This is a genomic window from Fibrobacter sp. UWR4, from assembly GCF_003149045.1.
GTDB lineage: Bacteria > Fibrobacterota > Fibrobacteria > Fibrobacterales > Fibrobacteraceae > Fibrobacter.
In genome coordinates this window covers 14,978-36,390 of sequence record NZ_QGDU01000002.1, presented here as the reverse complement: position 1 = coordinate 36,390, position 21,413 = coordinate 14,978, and the positions used below count along the sequence as shown (strand labels likewise).

Here is a 21,413-nt window from a genome sequence, read left to right as displayed (position 1 = left end):
TCATGATGAAGTTTCTTCTGGCCTTTTTCCTGCTGATGTATGCAGCGTGTAGTGATACGGATTCTTCCGCATCGTCTGCAGCTGGTAAGGAAAAAGACCTGGAGGGATTTGTCCATCTGAAGGCTCCTAAGAATCCTGTGATTCTTGGGACGAATATGGAAAACGCTAAGACGATGGATGCACCACAGATGAATGTGGTCTTGGATTATGATTTCTATATCAGCAGTGATGAAATTTCCTGTGATGAATTTTCCAAGTATCAGGATATGCCTGTCGATCATATGTGCGATGCCAGTGGCGCCGTAACATATATTACCTATTACGACGCAGTCCTTTATGCCAATGCCCGAAGCAAGGCTGAAAAAATGGATACGGTTTATTCTTATTCCAAGGTTCAGCGAGATAATAAGGGAAGCTGCATTAATCTTGTGGGGTTGAAATTTAATAGCGAGGTGGAGGGCTTCCGCATCCCTACGGAGGCGGAGTGGGTATATGCCTTTAATGAAATTGAAAATTCTGTTCATGTGAAAGAATGGGTAAATGACTGGCTTGGACGTTTGAAGGATACGACCATTACTGATTTTGTAGGTGCTGTTAACGGAGGCTCCCTTGATGAACATGTTCTGAAGGGGGGTGATTATAGTTCTGATCAGTTTAATGTGAATTCGTATAATCGAGGAGATATCTATACGGTTTCCTCATCCACCCGTATTTATTACGTAGGTTTTCGTCTAGCCTATGGAAAAATTCCAGGGGCACAATGGCTAACCAATCAGGGAACAACTGTTGACGGAACCGTATCTTTACAGGCTACCTCTCAGGATGTTTTCAGAAAATTGAAATCCTATCGGATAAAACTTGCATTCCGAAACAATTTGAATGGAAATCTTGCCTTTGTTGATTTTAACAATGGAAGGCCTCGTCTTGTAGATATTACGGATTCGCTGGAAATGTTCCATCCAGATATTTCCCCTGATGGACAGTGGGTTGCTTTCTCTACGGGCTCGGAAGGTATCACTGGGAAATCAAATGTATATGCTCGTAAGCTGTCTGAAAATAGCTTTCCTGTTTTGCTGAAGGTGGACAATGCTTCTATCCCCCGATGGAGAATTTCTCCGGAAGGCGACACCGTGCTAGTCTATGTTACCGATAGTGGCAATAATGCTGACGATGGAGATTTCTTTTCTCGCAGTACCTGGCAGGTTTCATTTGCAAAAGGTGTTTTTGGAACTCCCGAAAAGCTTTTTGACGGGGCCTATCATGGAGGGATAAGTCAGGATCAAAGGCTTGCGGTGACTGGTGCTAGGAAACTTCGTGCCCGAATTGCTCAAGGCGAAAATGGAACGGTCTTTGAATCTCAAGCTCTTGATACCCTGTGGTATAATCAGGAACAGGCTTGTAATGCCTCCCTTTCCCAGGATGGGACCAAACGTACGTTGTTCCTTGATTTTGGTAGCAACAATGGAAAAGGGGCTGAGTTTGTCGGACATAAATATGGTGTCCATGAGCAGCTGCTTATTGCGGATAGTACGGGTAGGTTGATTCAGATGGTTTCCGCTCCTGAAAATTATGCCTTTGACCATACGGAATGGGTGGGAAAAACAGGTTTTGTTGTGGCTACTCTTACAGGAACTTCTGGAAATCACGAAAGGATTGTTCTGGTGGACTTGTCTGATAGTTCCTTTACGGAGCTAGTGGCGGGTACGGATTTATTCCATCCCTGCTTATGGGTGGATGAAAATCTCAAGAATGTAGAGCTTGATGAGACTCTGAGTGTGGATAGTGCCGGCTTGTACGTGAGCGATAACTTCTTGCAGGAAGATGTATTCTGGCGTTACAAAATGGAACTGTTATGGAAATTGAAGGATACTGCTGACGTTGTGGTTGTGGGATCTTCGAGACCGTTCAACGGTATTCGTCCCAAGCTGATGAATACTCCTACCGTTGTTGCAAATTTGGCTCAAACTCCTAATTCCATTTTTACTTCGAGAGATCTTGTACGGAATTATATTCTGCCTCATTTCAAAAAGTTGAAGTATCTTGTTGTTTCTTTGGATCTTGATTTCTGGTGGAAATCGGATGTGGATGTGTATAATTTCTTCAAGGGAACCTACAAGATTTTTCCTGGTTTTGTCTATGATAAAAATCATGACTACTGGCAGGGCGGATATCCCAAAGGACTTTACGAACTGACCTCTAATGCTCCTGGTGTAGACAACGGCCCGAAAACCTATATGAGCGAAAACGGATTTATTTCGGCAGTATGTTCTGATTGGGGGGAGGATAATCCGCCTATTGCTACAGATACGACGACTTCTACGGATTCCCTGATGTTGGAAGACAGTTTCCTTGCTCTGCAGGAACTTGTGGAAATAGCTGCAAAGAAGGATGTAATCGTGATTGGTGCAATTTTCCCGCAGTCTCCAGCCTATAAGAATACAGGTGCTTTTGGCCGTCATGGAATGCGCCGTAGCCTTGCTGCAAAAATGGTTGAACGCATTAAGGAATACCAGTCCAAGAATTTCATTCTGTTCGATGAAAATAAGATGGGTGATCATGATTATACATCTTCGATGGCGTCCTACTATGATCATCTTTGCGCCGGTGGAGCCAAGCGATTCTCCACTCGTCTGGATTCCCTGATTGCAACTCTTGAGTAAGTCTGTGGAACGATTGCATGGAAAAATGCTCTTGATTTTGCTGTTCGTCGTGGCAGCGGCCTTTGCCGTATTTCCCCTGACGGATACGGACATATGGTGGCATTTGGCCTGCGCTCGTGAATGGGTGACCACATGGACTCCTGTGCGTGAACCTGTTGTCAATGTGCATTATTATTTCCAGCAAGTTGTTGCATTTGTTTATGGAATAGGGGGCGCACAGGCGCTTGTATTTTTTAAGGCAATCTTGTGGGGAATCGTTTTTGCCCTCTTTATGAAACCGTTCTTGAATCGGGAGGGGAAAGTTTCTTTTTTGGGCGCTTGCGTCGGAATCGTATTGCTGTTCCTGTTCCGCTATCAGATGGAAATGCGTCCGGTAGTCTTTAGCCTTCTATTCCTGGGAATCTACTGGAATATTTTGCCTTTTATATTTCAGACGAAAACGGCTTTAAAAAAATGGGCGGCCTGTTTAGTTCTGCTTGTGATTCAGTGGTTCTGGTGTAAGACTCAGGGCTTATTCGTTCTTGGCCCGATATTGGCTGCAGGTGTATTTCTGGTGGAATTTTTCAAGGCGGAGGATACTCGCAGAAAAATGCTTCCCTGGGGTTTATTCCCGCTGGCAATGTTCTGTATGCCGTTCCTCCATAGGGAAGGACTTTCCCTTTTCCTGTATCCCTTTGGACTTCTGGATAGACTGCTTGGACTTTCTCAGTCTGCAACCATCTTCGCAAGCGAAATCGCGGAGAACCGCTCTCCTGTCACGTTGTTGCAATCTGGCGAAAACACCTTGGTTTCTTTCGGGATGGTGTTCCTCGCTGTTATTTCCATCGGACACGAAATCCTGCGAGTACTGTTCCTTCGCAAGCAAGTTCTTCAGGACAACTCCCGCAGTATGATCCTTCATATAACGCTGCTGGTAGCCGCAGTTCTTTCCCTAATGGCTGAAAGAAATTTAGTCCTATTTTTGCCAGTTCTCCTTGTGGTTCTTTTGACTACTCCTAAGGTAGCCTCCTTCGCAAACGTCATTCCGGCCTCCGAGCCGGAATCAGCTTCTCGCATCCTGCGTTCAGCATTTATCATCCTCATTGCCTTTATATTCGGGCTCTGGATCCGCTCGCTTCAGGTCTATGATCATACGATGGTTTCTTATCAGCGAGTTCCTGTGGCCGCTGCGGTATGGATGAAGGCCAATCCTCATGATGGGCGACTTTTTAATGACGATCGTGCGGGTGGTTACCTGGCTTTCGTGAATCCTTCCGATTCCACGTATATTGATGGTCGCTTTATTTTAAAGACAGCTGATTTCTTTGAACAGTATCTCGGCTTTGCTGAAAATCCAGAAACCTTTGTCGAATATGCTGTGCAGAATCAAATCGGCCGAGTGATTCTTCCGACACGTTATTATGCGCGTTGGAATAAGCTGATTGCGGATTTGGACTCAAGAAAACAGGCTTGGAACCGAGTCTATCAAGACGAATACTTTGTGGTGTTCGATAGACCTTTTATTCATTGCCATCGTAGTGTTCCTGCAAAAAAGTGGGAATTAAAGTGGCAGAATCCTTGACTCCCTACTGAAAATTCTCTGCATTTAGTGATTTAATTCATTTCTTGGGCTTAGTAGGCTTTTTAAAAGTTTGCATTTGGACCAAAATGCATTATTTTTGGAGAAATGTGTTTGGTCCGCCCTAAAAGCGGTATAAAAGGAGCATATATGAATTTCTTTACCAAGTTGAGCTTGGTAGGGCTGATGTCCTTTGGACTCTCCCAGGCAGCCGTTAACTACCCGTTCCCCCAGATGTCCGATTACGGTGGAAATGCGACTTTGCTCAGTGACAAGGCTGCTGCCTCTGCCGATTTAAAGAAACAGTTCCAGGACTGGATGGCAGATATGTATAACGAAAAGGGTGACCTTGCGGGCATCCGTTCTGATCCCGGTTCTGACTGCTATTTCTCTGAAGGTGTGGGCTATGGCATGCTGCTCATGGTCTATTTCAGTGATAACGAAACGAGTTACCAGCCGCAATTCGATAAGATCTGGAATTTCTACAAGAAGTTCATGAACAAGAACGGTCTTATGATCTGGAAGATTGGTAATCTTTCTGAATCCTGGGATGCAGGCAATGGTGCAGCCCTTGATGGGGATATTGATGCTGCCGCAGCTCTTGTGATGGCTTACCATCAGTTCGGTGATGAAAAGTACCTAACCGATGCAAGAACTTTGATTCAATCCATGAAGAAGTATGAATTTGAATCTAATGGCCTGCATATGCCGGGTGACGCTTGGGGCGATGCCGCTTATAATCGTAAGAACCCGGGTTATTTTGATCCGGCTTACATGCCACTCTTTGCAGAAGTGGATACGGAAAATGCAGAATTCTGGAAGACTACTGCATATGACGCCAACATGAAACTTTATGAATCCAGTTCCGATGAAGTAAAGACCGGTCTTATTGACGACTGGACGGACAAGAATGGTAAGAGTGAAGATGACTACTATTCTTATGACGCTTCTCGTGCTCCCTGGCGTAATGCAAAGGCCGTTTGTTGGCATGCGGACCAGCGTGCCCTCGCCCTGGATAAGAAGATGGGTGCATTCGTGTCTACCATCCCTGCTTCCAAAATGAGCGGCCCGGTACGTCGTGAGTCTGGTGACTTGGGTAATGACCATAACAGTACTTTCGTTACTTCCTTGATGACTTCCTTGATTTCTGATCCGTCCTACCAGACTAAACTGGACGAATACTGGAAGGAAGCTGTTAACTTAGGTCGCGAAAATTACTTCAATCAGTCCTTGAAGTTGTTGAATGGTTTGCTTGTTTCCGGTAACATGCCGAATCTTGCTGCAGGTGGTCAGAAGGTTGATCCTTCCAATCCCACCGATCCTACCGATCCGGCTGATCCAGGCTTGTCTATCGCAGCCTCGGCTCTCCCTGCCGTTTTCGGCTTGAAGCTGGATGGTCGTACTCTACAGATGACCGTTAACGGTAAGGCTTCCGTGGATCTGATTTCTATTTCTGGTTCTGTGGTTAAGCACCTGTGGAATAGTGATGCTAAGAATACGGTAGAAGTTTCCTTGCGGAACCTGCAGTGACCTTTACCAGGTATTGGCCTGCGGGAACTGCTGCCAGGGAAAGGTTGCCGCTAACACCGTCAATCATCATGAGCTTATTGCCCTTCAGGTCAAACAGCTCGACATTTGCGGCCTTCACGCCGGAAATTTCAAGGGACTTGTCCAGGAATGCGACACTCAGACCGTTGGGTGCCTTGATGCCGATGATTGCTTCCGGGTTCGGAGTCTGTCCGCCTTGCTGACCACCCTGGGAAGGATCGGTAGTGGAACCTTTCTGCTGTCCACCCTGGGAACCTGCAGCACACTTGGTGTAATTGGTGGGGTTGGTGGCCAGATAGCCCTTTACAAGGTTGCCAGAGGTGGTGTAGTTGAGGCTTGTCTTGTTGGAACCGCTGCCGAATGCGGCGGTGCCTTCGCTAATGTGGGATGCGGACCAGTTTGCCCAGGAAAGCTTGTACTTGTTGATGAAAGTCTGCCACTGGGTATTCTTGTTTTGGTCGGGTGTGCCATCACCGTTGGCGTTACCGGTACCCCATTCGGAGACGAATACGGAAAGGCCTGCCTTGATTGCTTTTTCGCCGTTGGCGCCTTCGCAGCTTCCACCCCAGTCATAGTTGCCGCTGACGCAGTGGCTGTTGGCGTAGTAGTGCAGGGTGTAGGCAGTGTTCTTCTTGCTGTCGGTAACTTCCTTGCCGATGACTTCTTCCGGGTGCTGGTCCCAGGCGCGGGTTCCCACGAGAATCAAGTTGTCGGAATACTGACGGATTGTGGGAATAATCTGGTTGGCATAGTTCTTGATGTTATCCCAGGAAATGTCTGTGGGTTCGTTGAACAGTTCAAAGATGACGTTGTCGTACTGGCCGTAAGTCTTGGCCATTTCTTCGAAGAAACCCTTTGCGGAATTGACCTGGCTGGTAGCTTCGTGGCTATGCCAGTCGATAATCACGTAGATGTCGTTCTTGATGGCTGCTTCCACGACTGCCTTCATGAAGCCTTTCTGCTGGTCGGGTGCGGAAGCATAACCCTTGAGGCGCTGTCCGTTCCATTCGCCCCACCAGTCTTCGTTGCCGGTAGCCATGGCGGCGCGGACAATCTGGATGTTCATGTCCTTGACCATGGTAGAAACGCCCTCATCGCTCCAGTATTCCACTGCCTGGGGCTGAAGGCTCCAGTAAAGACTCATGCCACGAACCTGGACTTCTGCGCCGTCCTTGACGCCTTCGCAGGAACCGTAAATGCGGCCTTCGCCGGCGGAATTCTTGCCGGTCATGAGCTGGCCATACTGGCTCACAGGACCTACGCGGGTAGGAGTAATGGTCTGTGCGGATGCCAATCCAAAACCTAAAGTCATGGCGCAGGCAAGGGCGGGAATGGAAAGAATCTTCATAAACATCCTCATATTTTTTTCTTTAAATTATATCGTTATAAGGTAAAGTGTTCGGAATGTAAGGTTTTTGTTGTTTACAGAAAGAAACAAGTGTGTTCCTTATCAACATAGTTTTGACTGAAATGGTACGATTTGTCCTAATTTTTAGTACTTTGTTACTATCTTTTAGAGTGCGTAGGAAGGCAGTTCGCCTCCCTTTTTAGAGGTTTTTATGAAAATGATGAAGTTTGCAAGGGCTTCCTTGATTGCAGCTTTGGCCTGTTCTTCTGTTTTTGCCCAGCAGGGGGCTCCTAAGGGTGCTGCTGTAGATCCTACAGCCGATGAACAGAAAACACTTGATGCTCTGAAGGGAAAGGTAGAAGGTGTGATTGCCTGGTCTACCAGCCGTGCAAATTCCCATCATGATATCTGGCTCATGAATGCCGACGGCTCCAACGCCCATGCATTGACCAATAGCGATAATGTGGACTGGTTCCCCCGTATTTCCCCCGATGGTGCCAAGGTACTCTTTAACCGCAGTAAGGGCGGTTGGGTTCCTGAAAATGACGCGAACTATCCGGAAAAGTGGGAACTCTGGACCATGGATATCGATGGCTCCAACCAGACTAAGGTTGTAGACAACGCTACCTGGGGTACCTGGCGTCCCGATGGTAAGACTATTGTCTTTAGCCGTGCAGGCAAGGTTTTCGCAATGGACCTTTCCAGCAAGGCAGAATCTATGATTCTGGATGGTGAAGTCGCTTTCAATAAGAAGGATGTGATTCTTCAGGAACCGAATATGAGTCCGGATGGCAAGCACTTGGCCATTACGCTTCGCGGTTCCATGCGTGAAACTGGCGTCTGGGATCTGGAAAAGAAGACCTGGACTAAGTCTGGTGACGGTTGCCAGATTGACTGGAATTTTGATGGCTCCAAACTCTATCGCGTAAATCCCACTGGTAATGGTGGTACTGCCGCTCCTAGCGAAATCCTGTGGTTCTCTGCCAAGGATGGCAAGCAGGTGGAAAAGGTGGGCTTCTTCGGTATTCCCAAGAACGTCCGCCTGATGGATTTGCCGGGTCGTCGCAGTCATGAATATTTCCCTCGTCTTTCTCCTGATGGCAAGTGGCTTGTTTGGGGTGCAACCGACAAGGGCCACGATCACGATATGTTCGACTATGAACTGTACATGTGGAAGATTGGCGAACCGGTAGAAACCGCTGCCCGCATTACTTATCATTCCGGTAACGACCGCTGGCCGGATATCTGGCTGGGCAAAGTTCCTGTTAAGGCTGCTCCTGCCGCTGAAGCTCAGGCTGCCGCCGCCAACGCTGCTTCTGCCGCTGTTGCAGGTGGTGCAAGCGATGCCAAGATGGACGAACTAATCAAGGCTATTGACCGCCTGACTGATGCGGTAAACGCACTGACCCGCACCCAGATGGACAAGAACATGGGTGCAGAGGGTGCTGAACATATTCCCGCAGGCGTCGCCGAGGCCAAGTAATGTTCTCCTCCCGCGTGTCATCCTGAACGAAGTGAAGGATCTAGCCCCTAATTCCAAAAGAGACTAGAAATTAGAAACTAGAGATTAGAAACTAGAGATTAGGGATATAAAGATGAAACTCTCTTTAAATAGCTTGTATTTGCATCCCGCGGCCCTAGCCCCTAGAACCTAGTCTCTAGCCCCTAAAAATGCCCTACCCCCTAGAACCTAGTCTCTAGCCCCTAAACGTCCTAACCCTCGATTCTTAAAATGTTTTCCGAAAAGAAATTTCTTGCTACAAAGGAAACCTCCAAGTACAAGCGCTTGGCGGAACTTCTGCGTGTCATCATTTTGCAGTTGGGCGATGACGTTCCTCGCGCTCGTCGTGAGTTCGAGACCTACGCTGAGTGGATGAAGCTTCCTGCAGAAGAAACTTTGGTGGGCAAGAATCAGGCTCAGATGATTGACCTGTACAAGACTTTCCGCACCCGCGCAGGCCTTGGCTTTGAACGTGATGTTTACCTGGAACAGGAACCGGGTGACCGCGAGGTTGCAAACGAAAAGCCTATCCAGTTCGCCGTGCTGGTTCACAACCTTCGCAGTGCCTTTAACGTGGGTTCCATTATCCGTAGTACCGACTGCTTCGGCCTGGAAGGCGTTCACCTTAGTGGCTACAGTTGCAGTCCCGATCATGTAACGGTGAAGAGTGCCGCCCGCGGCTGCCAGGAATGGATTCCCATCAAGCGCTGGGAAGATCCCTTTGACTGCATCAACTGGCACAAGGAAAACGGCTACGAGATTATCGCCCTTGAAACCGGCGAAGACATTCCCGATATAAACAAAGTAACGTGGCCGGAAAAAGGCTTGATTATCTTGGGAAACGAAGAACTGGGTATCGCTCCCGAAATCATGGCCGCCACCACCATGAAGGTGACCATTCCCATGGCAGGTCGCAAGGCCAGCATGAACGTGGCTGGAGCATTCGCCATCATGGCGTTTAAGATCCGCTCGGACAAATCTGCATAATAAGAACCTGCGACAGTTTTTATTTGAAAAAGAAGTTGTTTCTTCTTTTACCAGAATTACATTTCAACCTATGTTGAGCGGAATGTCACTTCCCTTTCTAACAATTGCGAAATCAACATTAGGACTGCGAAGGAATGGTTAACTTTTTTTATATTTCCCTTTGTTAGGAAGTTAAAAAATTACGTTGGGGTTAACATGCGTAAATCATTTTTTGGTATTCTGCTTGTCCATTTGATTTTCGTGCTGTTCGCCTGCAGTGGCGGAGGCTCCGGTATCTCGGATAGTGACGATTACGATTCTGATTCCAAGGAAAAATCCTGTTCGTCCACGCAGTCTGTGTCCAGTTCTTCAGGCAAGTCCCAGAGCGGCTCTTCAAGTGCGGATTCCGATTCAAATAATTCTAGCAGTTCCAAGAAAGACGGAAGTTCTTCATCCGGTAATTCTGCGGGTAGTTCATCAGATAGCGATTCCTCCGATGACTCTTCCTCTTCAAAAGTAACCTCTTCTTCCGATGCAAAAAAAGAAATCGCCGTGGCAAAGATCATGCCCCGCGGCACTTACAGCTGCAAACAGCATCGTTGCTGCCCCACGGAACACCTGAACGAGGAAATGTTGGAACAGGGCTACTATGGTGAAGCTTTGGATGAAAGAACCAACGTAGTATTCCCCACGCTTAGGGTTGGCTACCAGAATTGGATGGTTGTGAATTTGAGCATCGTGAACAATAGCTGTGATTCTTCGGGACAAGGCTTCTATCCAGAGGAGGTTATGGCTGATGATATTTGTCCTAAGGGCTGGCATGTGGCTAGTCCAGAGGACTGGATTGCTCTTAGTATATATTATAGCGATGTTATGGGCATCAAGGAATGGCCTAATATGTCTCATACAGGGCCTGATAAATTGGGACTAGGTTTTACCAATGAAGCTATCAGAATGGATGCCCACAATAGTTCTTTAGGTGGATTCTACTATTGGGCAGGGCACAACGCCTCCTTCTCTGTCCATGGAACAAATCCGTCTCCTGTTTCTTGCAGTGGATATCGTTCTTGCTATGGCATGCATGTTCGTTGTGTAGAAAATCCAGAAAAGATCCTTCCTTGCCGAGGTGATGATTTTGATACCTGCTCTTATGGAGAATTGTTGGATGCTCGAGATGGGGAAGTCTACAAGACTGTAACCATCGGTCAACAAACTTGGATGAACGAGTCTTTGCGTTACATGGACAGTATTGCGACTCCCAGTCTTAAGGGCAATGTTTACACATTTGATTCCGTGGCCGGGCATGAAGATCTTATTGCTTATGGTTACGCTGGCGCCATGGATTCCTTGAATACAGGCTGCGGAAACGGAGTCCTCTGTGGGGAGAAAAAAGGGATTTGTCCAGATGGCTGGCATATTATTTCCCAAGAGGATGCTAGTGAAGTTTGGTATTGGTCAAAAGTGTTTTCCGGGTATCAGCATGGCTACAAGAGTCTCCGTTATGCGAAGGTTGGTACACATGGCCTGGATTATTTCGATTATTATTACGCATTAGGTGATGCCGCCTGGTTGAGGCGAGACTACGGCTACTGGTTGTCTACAGAGAATGATGAATCCACAACGTATGCTCTTGAAATCTTTAGTGACGAGTTCAAAGTGCATTTTTTGGAACGTAAGAATAATCGAGCCTTTCCACTTCGTTGTGCGAAGGATAGAGAATGGTCCTTCCGTGAAAGTGGCATGAACGGAGCCTTCAAACCTGAGGCGAAATAAAGTTATTCTCTGTTTATAAAGGGGGTGCATTATGATTTTCATGAAGAACCTAAAGAAAATTATTCCTTTTGCCGCCATTGCATTTTTTGGCTGCAGTGCTTCCAACACGTCTGAACCGGACAGCGACGTAAATCGTTCCGAAATTGACGGTGATTACAGCAGTTCCTCCAAGGGCGATAAAGATTCAAAGAGCAGCGCCGATTCCAGGTACAGTTCCTCTGTGAAGGGCGGCAGCGAAAACTCCAGCAGCAGTTCCGGGAAAAGTTCCAGCAGCAACGGGTCCAGCTCTAGCGCAGCGCCCCGCAGCAGCGCTCAGGCAGGCGTCAGCACCGACAAGTACCTGAATCCGGATATCAAATACGGCTCCATGACCGACCCTCGCGATGGTCAGGTTTACAAGACTGTACGCATCGGCATCCAGAACTGGATGGCGCAGAATCTGAATTACGACAATCCCAAAGATTCCACAACCCGCGATTCCCACTTTGAATGCGGCCGCATGTACACCTGGCGGGGGGCCAACTTCGGCGCCGTGGCAGACTGTAACGAAAACGACGCCATGAACCCCCAGGGAATCTGCCCTGATGGCTGGCACATTCCCACACCCTCCGATTGGGGAATGCTCTTCAACTACGCCAAGGATCGCGGTATCACAAACCTTGCAACCGCCTTCCGTTCAAAAGTAGAAGGCTCCTGGCCCGATGATACGGGAACAGATGACTTTGGATTTTCCATTGTTTTCGGCGGATACGGATCCTATAACGGATACACATACGTTACTACCAATAACCAGGGCCAACATGAAACTGGCTTATGGACTTCGGAGCACGGCGGTTTCTTCAGTAGCCGTTATGCTCTCACCATCAGTATTGAACCCGGCAGGATGGGAATGTACTGGTTCTTTGATGACATTGGAAACTTTGTCCGCTGCCTCGAAAACTACGATATCGACAGCCTGGCTCAACACACGCCGGATGCTGGCTCCAAATATGATAGCAAGGCCCACACCCTTACGGACCTTCGCGATAACGAAGTCTACAAAACCACACAAATCGGTGACCGAGTCTGGATGGCCGAAAACTTGCGCTACGTTAGCAAGGGTGGTTTCGCCGATGCCGATGTCCACAGCAAGTGCCGAACCAAGGACAGCTGCTTCGTGGGCCGCTACTATACATGGGCTGCCGCCATGGATACGGCCTATTCTCTCTATAAATACAAGACGAAAGCTCCCCACAGGGGAATCTGCCCTTCTGGCTGGCATATCCCTACCGATGCGGAATACGACACCCTGTTCAAATACGTAGGCGGCATCGAGAATGCAGGCACGGTCCTCAAGGACTCCGTCACATGGCGTGGTGGCAAGAACACCGACAGATATGGATTCAACATGAAAGCTTACGATTCCTACACGGACTGTGAATTCCGCAGTGTGGGCTATGATGCAAACCTGTGGACTGCAGACAATCGCGACAGCGTTGGCAATGTCGTATACTTCAGTAGCAGTAAAACTGCGGCTATTCATAGTTACGCAAGAAAACAGGCCTACCTTCAGGTGCGCTGCCTTATGGATGAACCTGTGGATCCTATCGAATTCAATGACTTCGGAACCTTTACCGATACTCGCGATAAGCAGGTCTATCGAACAACAAAGATTGGCGAAGATACCTGGATGGCCGACAACTTGAACTATAAACCTCATGCCAACGAAGCAAGTTACTTCGGCTCCGTTTGCCCCAATGACGTTGACAGCAATTGCGAAATCTATGGTCTACTTTATGAATGGGACGTCGCCACACTGAAAGGAACCGAACAGGGAATTTGCCCCGATGGATGGCATGTTTCCACCAAAGACGACTGGAACGCACTCATCCAAACCGTCAACGATGCCTTTACCATTGGCGAAAAACTGAAAGCAAGCAACTTGTGGAAGGATATCTACTTCCCCAAAAATCCCTACGGCTTCTCGGCCCTCCCTGCAGGCTATTCATACGGAAATTCGTACGATGACGTCGGCACCTCTGCTCAATTCTGGCTAGCCGAAGAAGTCAACGATACCGTTGGTGCCTATTACGAAATTGTATACAACAACAAATCAATTGCAAAATACACAAGTGGAAAAAAATATAAGCGATCTGTCCGCTGCGTAAAGAATCGCTGATTGTGTTGAAACAATAAAGAGAAAAGCCCAGGTTCAAGAACCTGGGCTTTTTTACACTATTTTCTTTAAATGTCATCTTTTGTCATTTGACTGGTCCTAAATTACACGCTGGTGCAAACCCGTTGCACAAAACTAACACAACATGCCTTGCCGCAAAGAATAACAGGAAATTTATTGATGATTTTACCCCTAAAAACACCCCGAAATGGGGCGCTTTTTTTACCATTTTTTGAAGTGGCAGAACCGCTTTTTTCTATCTTTGTAAAAGCATGCAAAATACCCCTAGAACACGAGTTCTCATCGTAAACGACGATGGGTTTAAGAGCGGCAATCTGCGCGCTCTTGCGGCTGCCTTGTCCAAGGTGGCTGATGTGTTCGTTTTTGCCCCCGAAACGGAGCAGAGCGGGGTTTCTCAGGCCTTTACCGTGCGCCGAGGTTTGTGCGTTAAACAGGTGCCCGTGGATGAAACCACCCCCGTGGCTACCGACGGTACAAAAGCCTGGCCTTATGAATTCTATTCCGTGTCCGGCACTCCTGCAGATTGCGCCAAGTTCGGGCTGGGTCATTTTGCCAAGTTCGGCCTTGAAAGCGAACCTGAGGGCTGTGCCGGTGTAAGTTCTGCGGCAGGGGAGTTTGACGTCTGTTTCTCGGGCGTCAATGTGGGCGAAAATGCCGGCGTGTCCTCCCTGTATTCGGGCACTGTAGCTGGAGCTCGTGAGGCGGCCTTGTGGGGCGTCCCTGGCATTGCTCTTTCCCTCCGCGGTTGTGGGGGAGACCTGCTCCAGACTGCCGTGGACTTTGCGGTACGTGTGGTCAAGGATCGCCTTTTTGAACGTATTGCTCCTGCCACCTTCTGGAATGTGAACTTCCCCAAGGTTTCCGAGGACAAGTTCAAGGGCTACAAGTCTACGAAGATGGCTCACGAGATGTTTACGGATCACTATAGCCTCGTAGATGCAGATGACGGTAGCGGCGACAAGCTGTGGCTGTTGGATGGCGATAAATTATGGAATGAATCCCCTGTGGATAGTGACGACTATCTGTTGAACCAGGGTTACGCCACCATCACCCCCCATCACATCGACCAGACCGATGATGAAAGTTTGAAAAAAATAAAAGAGATGATAAATGAAAAGTTAGTGGGAGGTGGCCTGTAGACAATTGATTATAAACTGTCTACTTCCTACTTCCTACTTCCTACTAAAAAAGGATAAGTAATGTCAGAAGAAATGCTCCCAGGCAAGCAGTTCAAGTCCCTGATCGAAAAGGACATGCAGGATTGCTACCTTCGCTACTCCATGAGCGTGATTGTTGCTCGTGCATTGCCCGATGCCCGTGATGGCTTCAAGCCGGTGCATCGTCGCGTGATGTACAGTATGCACAAGCTGGGTGTGGTTCCCAATAAGCCCACCGTGAAGTCCGCCCGTATCGTGGGTGATGTCATCGGTAAGTATCATCCCCATGGTGACTCCGCCGTATACGAAACCTTGGTCCGTATGGCCCAGGAATTCTCCCTGCGCTATCCGCTGGTTTTCGGTCAGGGTAACTTCGGCTCTATCGATGGTGATGGCGCTGCTGCAATGCGTTATACTGAAGCCAAGATGAACAACCTTGGCATGCTCATGCTGGAAGATCTTGAAAAAGATACCGTGGACATGGGCCCCAACTATGACGAATCCTTGGAAGAACCGAAGGTGTTGCCCTCCGCCATTCCCAACATGCTGGTGAATGGTACCACTGGTATTGCTGTGGGTATGGCGACCTCCATGGCTCCCCATAACCTTCGTGAAATTGCAAACGCAATCCACGCTGTGGCTGAAAATCCGGATATTTCCGGCGAAGACTTGCTGGGTTATGTTTCTGGTCCGGATTTCCCCACTGGTGGCGTAATCTGTGGCCGTGCTGGTATCCGCGATGCTTATCTGACTGGTCATGGCCGTGCCCGTGTTCGTGCCCGTACGGAAATTGATGTGGATGGCCGCGGTAAGCCCCGTATCATCGTGTCCGAAATTCCCTACATGGTGAACAAGGCCGAACTTTGTAAAAAGATTGGCGAACTGGTTCGTGAAAAGCGTATCGACGGCATTACCGACATTCGCGACGAATCTAACCGTGAAGGTATCCGCGTGGTTATTGAACTGCGTAAGGATGCCGTTGCAGAAGTGGTGCTGAACAACCTGTTCAAGAACACCCAGATGCAGACTACCTTCAGCATTTACAACCTGGCACTGGTCAATGGCCTGCCCAAGGTTCTCACTCTGAAGGACCTGATCCAGATTTACATTGATCACCGTCTGGATGTGATCACCCGTGCTACCCAGTTCGACTTGAACAAGGCTGAAGCTCGTCTCCACATCATCGAGGGTTTGCGCATTGCAACCCAGAATATCGATGAAGTGGTGCAGATCATCAAGTCTAGCGCTACTACGGAACTGGCTAAGAAGGGCTTGCAGGAACGCTTTAACCTGGATGAAATTCAGTCCCAGGCTATCGTGGACATGCGCCTTGCACAGCTCACTGGTCTGAACTTGGAAAAGTTGGAAAACGAATACAACGAACTGGTTGCACTCGTTGCCGACTTGAAGGACATCCTGGCAAAGCGCGAACGCCGTCTGGCAATTGTCCTTGAAAAGCTGGATGCAGTGGTTGCAAAGTTCGGTGACGAACGCCGTACTTCCATTGAAGATGCTGTAGACGATTATGATTACGAAGACCTGATTGCTGAAGAAGAACAGGTCATTACCTTGAGTAAGGAAGGCTACATCAAGCGTCTTCCCATCGATACCTTCAAGGCTCAGACCCGCGGTGGTAAGGGTGTTGTGGGCACCGGCCTCAAGGACGACGATGATGTGGATCAGATCTTTACCGCAAGTACCCACAGCTACCTGCTGGTATTCACCAACAAGGGCCGTGCCTACTGGACCAAGGTTTACCGCCTGCCCGAAGGCAACCGCAATAGCAAGGGTCGCCCCATCATCAACTTCATTGGCCTTACCGAAGGTGAAAAGGTTCAGGCTATCGTTCCCGTCCGTAAGTTCGGCGGTTACTTCTGCCTGGTGTTCGCCACCAAGAAGGGTATCGTGAACAAGATGGACCTTACTCTGTTTAGCCGCCCCCGTAAGGCTGGTGTCAACGCAATCAGCCTGGACGAAGACGATGAATTGGTGAAGGTCCAGCTGGTGGGCATGTCTGCTGAAGAATTCAATGCTTCTCAGGCCGGCGATGAAAATGACGAATCTGCAGAAGTCCAGGCTGCTGAATCTCAGACTGCCGCAGAATCTGAAGATTCCGACGAAACTGCCGATCAGCCTATCGCCAAGGACCTCTTGATGATTGCCACCAAGATGGGTCAGGCAGTAACGTTCCCCATTAGCTGCATGCGTAGCATGGGCCGCGGCACTCACGGCGTGAAGGGCATTACCTTGGCCGAAGGTGACGAAGTCATCTCCCTCATTTGGCTGAAGGAAGGCAACAAGATCGTGACCATTACCGAAAAGGGTTTTGGTAAGCGTTCTCTGCCCAGTTCCTACCGCGTGACCAAGCGTGGCAGCAAGGGTGTCCGTAACCTCAGCGCCGACGGTATGGAAAAGACTGGTCCGGCAGTATTCGTGGAAAGCGTTGCTGACGACTACGACTTGATCATTACCAGTAAGGAAGGTCAGGTCATCCGTATCGAAGCTGAAACCATCCGCTTGACCAACCGCAGCGCCATTGGCGTGAAGTGCATCCGCCTGAACGATGGCGACACTGTCCAGGATGCAACTGCACTGCCTAGTGTCGAAGACATCGAACACGATTCCGCTGAAGCCAAGGAAACCTTCGATCATGTGGAAGGCGTTGAAGTGGATGACGATTCTGTTGAAAAGTCCAGCGAAACAGAACAGCAGATTGGTCTTTCTTCCGAAGGTGGCGACAACGAATAGGCTGAATAGTTTGTTCTAAATCGTGTCTAGAATACGGAACGAATTAAGATCCGCTCTCGTAAAAAACGAGGGCGGATTTTTTATGCGATATATTTTTTTTGTAAAATAATTGGTTAACATGGGCCGATTTTGGTGAAGAACGTTAACAAGTATATACAGACTTGCGTTTTTTTCTCCATTTTACGGGGGTGCAGACCGTTGTATGTGTTGTAAAGAGCGACAACGGAATTGATTCAGTCGTGCTTAACAACCCATGTAGAATAGTATAAATTAGAAGAAAGAACAAATAACCCCCCCCACTCAGAAGGATAAGCATGAGTATCAAAAAAGTTTTAACAACAGCCTTTGCCATGGCCGCAATTTCGTCTTCCATTTCCTGGGGACAGACCGTTACCTGCTCCAATGGCACATCCCAGAAAATGGGTAGCGCCGGTGGCTATGATTACGAACTCTGGAGCCAGAATGGTGCCGGTTCCGCAACAATGAAGCTTAACGTAAGCGCTGAAAATGGTGGTGCTTTCGAAGTTGAATGGCAGGGTACTATCAACATGTTAGCCCGTACCGGAAAACGTTGGGGATCTAACTCCTCTGTTACCGTACAGAATGTGGGTAATATTACCTCCGAATTTGATGTGGAATGGAGCTCCACCGACAACGTGAAGTATGTCAGTGTCTATGGCTGGGGCTATTACGACAGAGGGGACGAACCCAGTGGCTTCAGCAATGAAATTGAATACTACATTGTCCAGGATCGCGGAAGCTACAATCCTACCCAGGGCGGTAAAAAGTGGGGTTCTGCCGTTATCGATGGTATTAGCTACGATTTCTATACTACCGACCGTATTAATCAGCCTTCTCTTTCGGGTACCAGCACCTTTAAGCAGTATTGGTCCATCCCGTCGAATACGAGCCAGCATCGTACCAAGGGTACCATTTCTATTTCCAAGCACTTCAGCGAATGGGCTAAAGCTGGTATGAAGATGGGTAAGCTGTATGAAGTTGCTTCCATGAAAATTGAATCCTACACTGGAAATACGGGTACTGCAAAGGGTTATGCTAAAGTTAAGAAGAACCTGCTGAAAATCGGTGGCAGTGCCGATGAACTTGCCCTCAATGTAACTGCATCTCCGGCTGCTGCAGGTACTGTGACAAAGAGCCCTAGCGCAAATTATTACGCTCCCAAATCAACTGTACAGCTCACCGCCAAAGCCAACGAAGGCTGGAAGTTTGTGGGTTGGGAAGGTGGTGCAACCGGCTCTGACGAAACCATTACTGTAACCATGGACAAGGAAAAGTCTGTAGTTGCCAAGTTTGAATTGGTTGGCGAAACCACAGTGAACCTTCTCAAGGATGGTAATTTCCCTAGCAGCAGTGTGATTTCTACAAGTAACGGTGCATCTTCTTGGTTCCTGGGGCAGGGTACAAACTGGGGTGGCTCTGCAGCAAAGACTTCTGTTGCTGGCGGCACGGCTACGGTTGACGTTACCACTATTGGTAAAGAAACTTATATGCCGCAGCTTGTTCAGTACAATGTGGCTCTTGATAAGGGCATGAAGTACAAGTTGTCCTTTAAGGCTAGCGCTGACGTAGCTCGCGAGATCGAAGTTTCTTTCCAGCAATCCGTAGACCCCTGGGGTGCATACGCCACTAAGGTGTTTGACATCACCACCACGGAAAAGGAATACACATATATCTTTGCTATGGAAGAAGCTTCTGATGATGCCGCTCAGTTTGCCTTCAATTTGGGACAGGCTACAGGTGCAGTCAAGATTAGTGACGTCAAGCTGGTCTTCACCACTGCTGAACCGGGTTCCGAAATTACTCCGAATTCTTCTGCAAGCCAGCCGAATTCTTCCGAAAGCACTGATGCTCTGATCTCCAATGTTCAGTTCTTCAACTACGGTAAGACTTTCCAGGTGTTCGATATGCAGGGCCGCTTCCTTGGCGCAATTGAACTTGCCAACGGTACTTCCTTGAACGATGCTCTTAAGGCTCAGTTCAACAAGGCTGGCGTCTATATGCTGAAGCAGGAAAACGGTCGCATGTTCTCCGCTCGCGTCAAGTAAAAATCGACTGGTTTGAATTTTCTATCGATGGAAAACGCCTCGCATAAAAGCGGGGCGTTTTTTTTATATACAGATGCAATTTTTTTGTACAAACAAATTTCTTGATGCCAAAATGTTGGTTGGAAAATTGCTTGTTTGCACTTTTGAATGAGACAAGGGGGATTGTAAACTTTTATGCGTTGTAATGTGTAACAACGCTTTGTCCTTCTTGGATATTCCGGTTTGGAATGGCTGAACTTAATTTTTGATGTAGGAAAAGGGATAAACAAAAAAGGAATATTCAAGGAGTAGTGATATGAGTTTTTCCTCTCTCGCTAAGGCAAGTATTGTGCTTGCATTCGGCATGGCTGCAACATCCTTTGCAGCAGATGCTTGTAAGGATGAAATGGCAAAGCCCAGGGGCAATGCCCACAACGTGAACGGCAATCAGACTGGTTCTATTTCTGGCACCCCGTGGGGTTTCGAACAGTGGTCTGGTGGTGGCTCCAACTCCATGAAGTACTACGATAACGGTACTTTCGAAGCTACCTGGTCCAACAACCAGGACTACCTGGCTCGCGTGGGTTACCGCTATGGTGATAACGGCCCGGGTGTTGATCATACTACTAAGCACTATACTGTTGACTATAAGTACACCAAGAGTGGTTCCGCTCAGTATGGCTACATTGGTGTTTACGGCTGGACCGTAAATCCCCAGGTGGAATACTACATCGTTGATGACTGGTATAGCAAGCCCAGCGAACAGTATATCGGCGCAAAGCGTGGTGAAATCACTGTGGATGGCGCTACCTATACCATCCATGCTTACCTTCGTCAGCAGGAACCTTCCAAGACCGGTACCTCTACCTTCCTGCAGATCTTTAGCGTTCGTCAGTCTCCTCGTCAGTGCGGTCACATTGATATTTCCGCTCACTTCAACAAGTGGGACGAACTTTTCAAGGGTCAGACTGCTCAGCTTAGCGGTTCCAAGGGCGGTGGAAGCACTACTCTGAAGTTCGGTAAGGTTACCGAAGTGATGCTGATGAACGAAGCTGGTGGTAACGCAACTGGTTCCGTGAACTACACCTACTTCGACATGAGCGATAACGGTCAGCCGTCTGAACCGCCTAAGGAAATTGAACGTTCTGCATTCAAGGCAATGTCCATTCCGGGCACCATCGAAGCAGAAGACTTTGATAACGGTAACTATGGCGTAACATACTCCGGCGTCCAGGGCGCTTCTGGTGAAAATGGCGACCATGACTACCGCGGTGAAGATTATTCCTCTGTTGACGTTGTGAAGAGTGGCACTGGTCGTGTAATCGGTTATACCGCTGCTGAAGAATGGCTGGAATACACCGTTGACGTTAAGGAAGCTGGTGAATACGATGTTACTGCTTCTGTGTCCAACGGTTCTGGCAAGGGTTCTATTACTGTGAAGGTCGGCTCTGCCTCTGCAAAGCTTAGCTTCAATGGTACTACAGATGACTGGGATGCCTATGAAGATGCTACTGGCAAGATTACTCTTGCTGCAGGCAAGCAGACTGTTCGCATCACCATCAACAACGACAACACCAACGTTGACTTTGTAAAGTTCTCCAAGCAGGGTGCAACTCCGGCACCGGAATCTTCCGCAAGTGTTCAGCCGCAGCCGAACTCCTCCGCGTCTCAGCCTGTAGCTTCTTCCGACAGCAAGGATGCTCTGATCTCTAACGTTCAGTTCGCTACCTCCGGTAAGACCTTCCAGGTGTTCGATATGCAGGGCAAGTTCATGGGCCGTGTGGATGTCGTGAACGGCGCTTCTCTCCAGGACGCTCTCATGGCTAAGTTCCAGAAGGCTGGTGTCTACATGATCCGTCAGGGCAACCGCTTCCAGAAGGTTTCTGTAGTCAAGTAATTTTCTTGAATAACAACTCCTAAAAACATCAAGAAG

General features: G+C 48.3%; 12 protein-coding genes. 11 read left to right on the top strand and 1 reads right to left on the bottom strand.

Translation table 11 applies throughout. From position 1 onward, the window contains the following. The first annotated feature begins 2 nt into the window (after window positions 1-2). From BGX12_RS01275 to BGX12_RS01265, 3 genes are all read left to right on the top strand, one after another. Complete coding sequence (locus tag BGX12_RS01275) at window positions 3-2,660, top strand: TIGR02171 family protein (protein ID WP_109734291.1); 2,658 nt, start codon at window positions 3-5, stop codon at window positions 2,658-2,660. Window positions 2,661-2,664: 4 nt separating this feature from the next. Next, window positions 2,665-4,221 carry a hypothetical protein gene (locus BGX12_RS01270; RefSeq protein ID WP_199220718.1) on the top strand — a complete coding sequence of 519 codons (1,557 nt, stop codon included), beginning with the start codon at window positions 2,665-2,667 and terminating at the stop codon, window positions 4,219-4,221. A gap of 147 nt (window positions 4,222-4,368) precedes the next feature. After that, window positions 4,369-5,748, top strand: a complete 1,380-nt coding sequence (locus BGX12_RS01265; RefSeq protein ID WP_109734290.1) for a glycosyl hydrolase family 8 — start codon at window positions 4,369-4,371, stop codon at window positions 5,746-5,748. Here BGX12_RS01265 and BGX12_RS01260 read toward each other — a convergent pair. Then, window positions 5,708-7,114 (bottom strand): glycoside hydrolase family 5 protein, encoded by a 1,407-nt coding sequence (locus BGX12_RS01260; RefSeq protein ID WP_158278132.1) that lies wholly within the window; start codon window positions 7,112-7,114, stop codon window positions 5,708-5,710. The genes BGX12_RS01265 and BGX12_RS01260 overlap by 41 nt on opposite strands. Before the next feature lie 211 nt (window positions 7,115-7,325). On the opposite strand from BGX12_RS01260, the gene BGX12_RS01255 reads away from it, so the two are divergent. From BGX12_RS01255 to BGX12_RS01220, 8 genes are all read left to right on the top strand, one after another. Then, window positions 7,326-8,597, top strand: a complete 1,272-nt coding sequence (locus BGX12_RS01255; RefSeq protein ID WP_109734288.1) for a PD40 domain-containing protein — start codon at window positions 7,326-7,328, stop codon at window positions 8,595-8,597. Between the two features lie 249 nt (window positions 8,598-8,846). After that, window positions 8,847-9,602, top strand: a complete 756-nt coding sequence (locus BGX12_RS01250; protein ID WP_109734287.1) for a TrmH family RNA methyltransferase — start codon at window positions 8,847-8,849, stop codon at window positions 9,600-9,602. 195 nt (window positions 9,603-9,797) lie between these two features. Continuing rightward, the gene (locus BGX12_RS01245) at window positions 9,798-11,354 is read left to right on the top strand and encodes an FISUMP domain-containing protein (RefSeq protein WP_109734286.1); all 1,557 of its coding nucleotides are present in this window, start codon (window positions 9,798-9,800) and stop codon (window positions 11,352-11,354) included. A 31-nt stretch (window positions 11,355-11,385) separates the two neighbouring features. Continuing rightward, on the top strand, window positions 11,386-13,512 hold the full coding sequence (locus BGX12_RS01240; protein WP_109734285.1) for an FISUMP domain-containing protein: 2,127 nt from the start codon (window positions 11,386-11,388) through the stop codon (window positions 13,510-13,512). Between the two features lie 269 nt (window positions 13,513-13,781). Then, window positions 13,782-14,669, top strand: a complete 888-nt coding sequence (surE, locus tag BGX12_RS01235; RefSeq protein ID WP_109734284.1) for a 5'/3'-nucleotidase SurE — start codon at window positions 13,782-13,784, stop codon at window positions 14,667-14,669. Window positions 14,670-14,729: 60 nt separating this feature from the next. After that, window positions 14,730-17,435 (top strand): DNA gyrase subunit A, encoded by a 2,706-nt coding sequence (gene gyrA, locus BGX12_RS01230; protein WP_109734283.1) that lies wholly within the window; start codon window positions 14,730-14,732, stop codon window positions 17,433-17,435. 314 nt (window positions 17,436-17,749) lie between these two features. Next, window positions 17,750-19,501, top strand: coding sequence for a glycoside hydrolase family 11 protein (locus BGX12_RS01225; RefSeq protein WP_109734282.1), 1,752 nt, complete (start codon window positions 17,750-17,752; stop codon window positions 19,499-19,501). Between the two features lie 295 nt (window positions 19,502-19,796). Continuing rightward, window positions 19,797-21,377 (top strand): glycoside hydrolase family 11 protein, encoded by a 1,581-nt coding sequence (locus BGX12_RS01220; protein WP_109734281.1) that lies wholly within the window; start codon window positions 19,797-19,799, stop codon window positions 21,375-21,377. Window positions 21,378-21,413: the final 36 nt, after the last annotated feature.

Excerpts from the sequence above, each read along its gene's own strand:
- surE (WP_109734284.1), top strand. The coding sequence starts at position 13,782 with ATGCAAAATACCCCTAGAACACGAGTTCTCATCGTAAACGACGATGGG.
- BGX12_RS01245 (WP_109734286.1), top strand. The coding sequence starts at position 9,798 with ATGCGTAAATCATTTTTTGGTATTCTGCTTGTCCATTTGATTTTCGTG.
- BGX12_RS01250 (WP_109734287.1), top strand. The coding sequence starts at position 8,847 with ATGTTTTCCGAAAAGAAATTTCTTGCTACAAAGGAAACCTCCAAGTAC.
- BGX12_RS01225 (WP_109734282.1), top strand. The coding sequence starts at position 17,750 with ATGAGTATCAAAAAAGTTTTAACAACAGCCTTTGCCATGGCCGCAATT.
- BGX12_RS01240 (WP_109734285.1), top strand. The coding sequence starts at position 11,386 with ATGATTTTCATGAAGAACCTAAAGAAAATTATTCCTTTTGCCGCCATT.
- BGX12_RS01255 (WP_109734288.1), top strand. The coding sequence starts at position 7,326 with ATGAAAATGATGAAGTTTGCAAGGGCTTCCTTGATTGCAGCTTTGGCC.
- BGX12_RS01275 (WP_109734291.1), top strand. The coding sequence starts at position 3 with ATGATGAAGTTTCTTCTGGCCTTTTTCCTGCTGATGTATGCAGCGTGT.
- BGX12_RS01260 (WP_158278132.1), bottom strand. The coding sequence starts at position 7,114 with ATGAAGATTCTTTCCATTCCCGCCCTTGCCTGCGCCATGACTTTAGGT.
- gyrA (WP_109734283.1), top strand. The coding sequence starts at position 14,730 with ATGTCAGAAGAAATGCTCCCAGGCAAGCAGTTCAAGTCCCTGATCGAA.
- BGX12_RS01220 (WP_109734281.1), top strand. The coding sequence starts at position 19,797 with ATGAGTTTTTCCTCTCTCGCTAAGGCAAGTATTGTGCTTGCATTCGGC.
- BGX12_RS01265 (WP_109734290.1), top strand. The coding sequence starts at position 4,369 with ATGAATTTCTTTACCAAGTTGAGCTTGGTAGGGCTGATGTCCTTTGGA.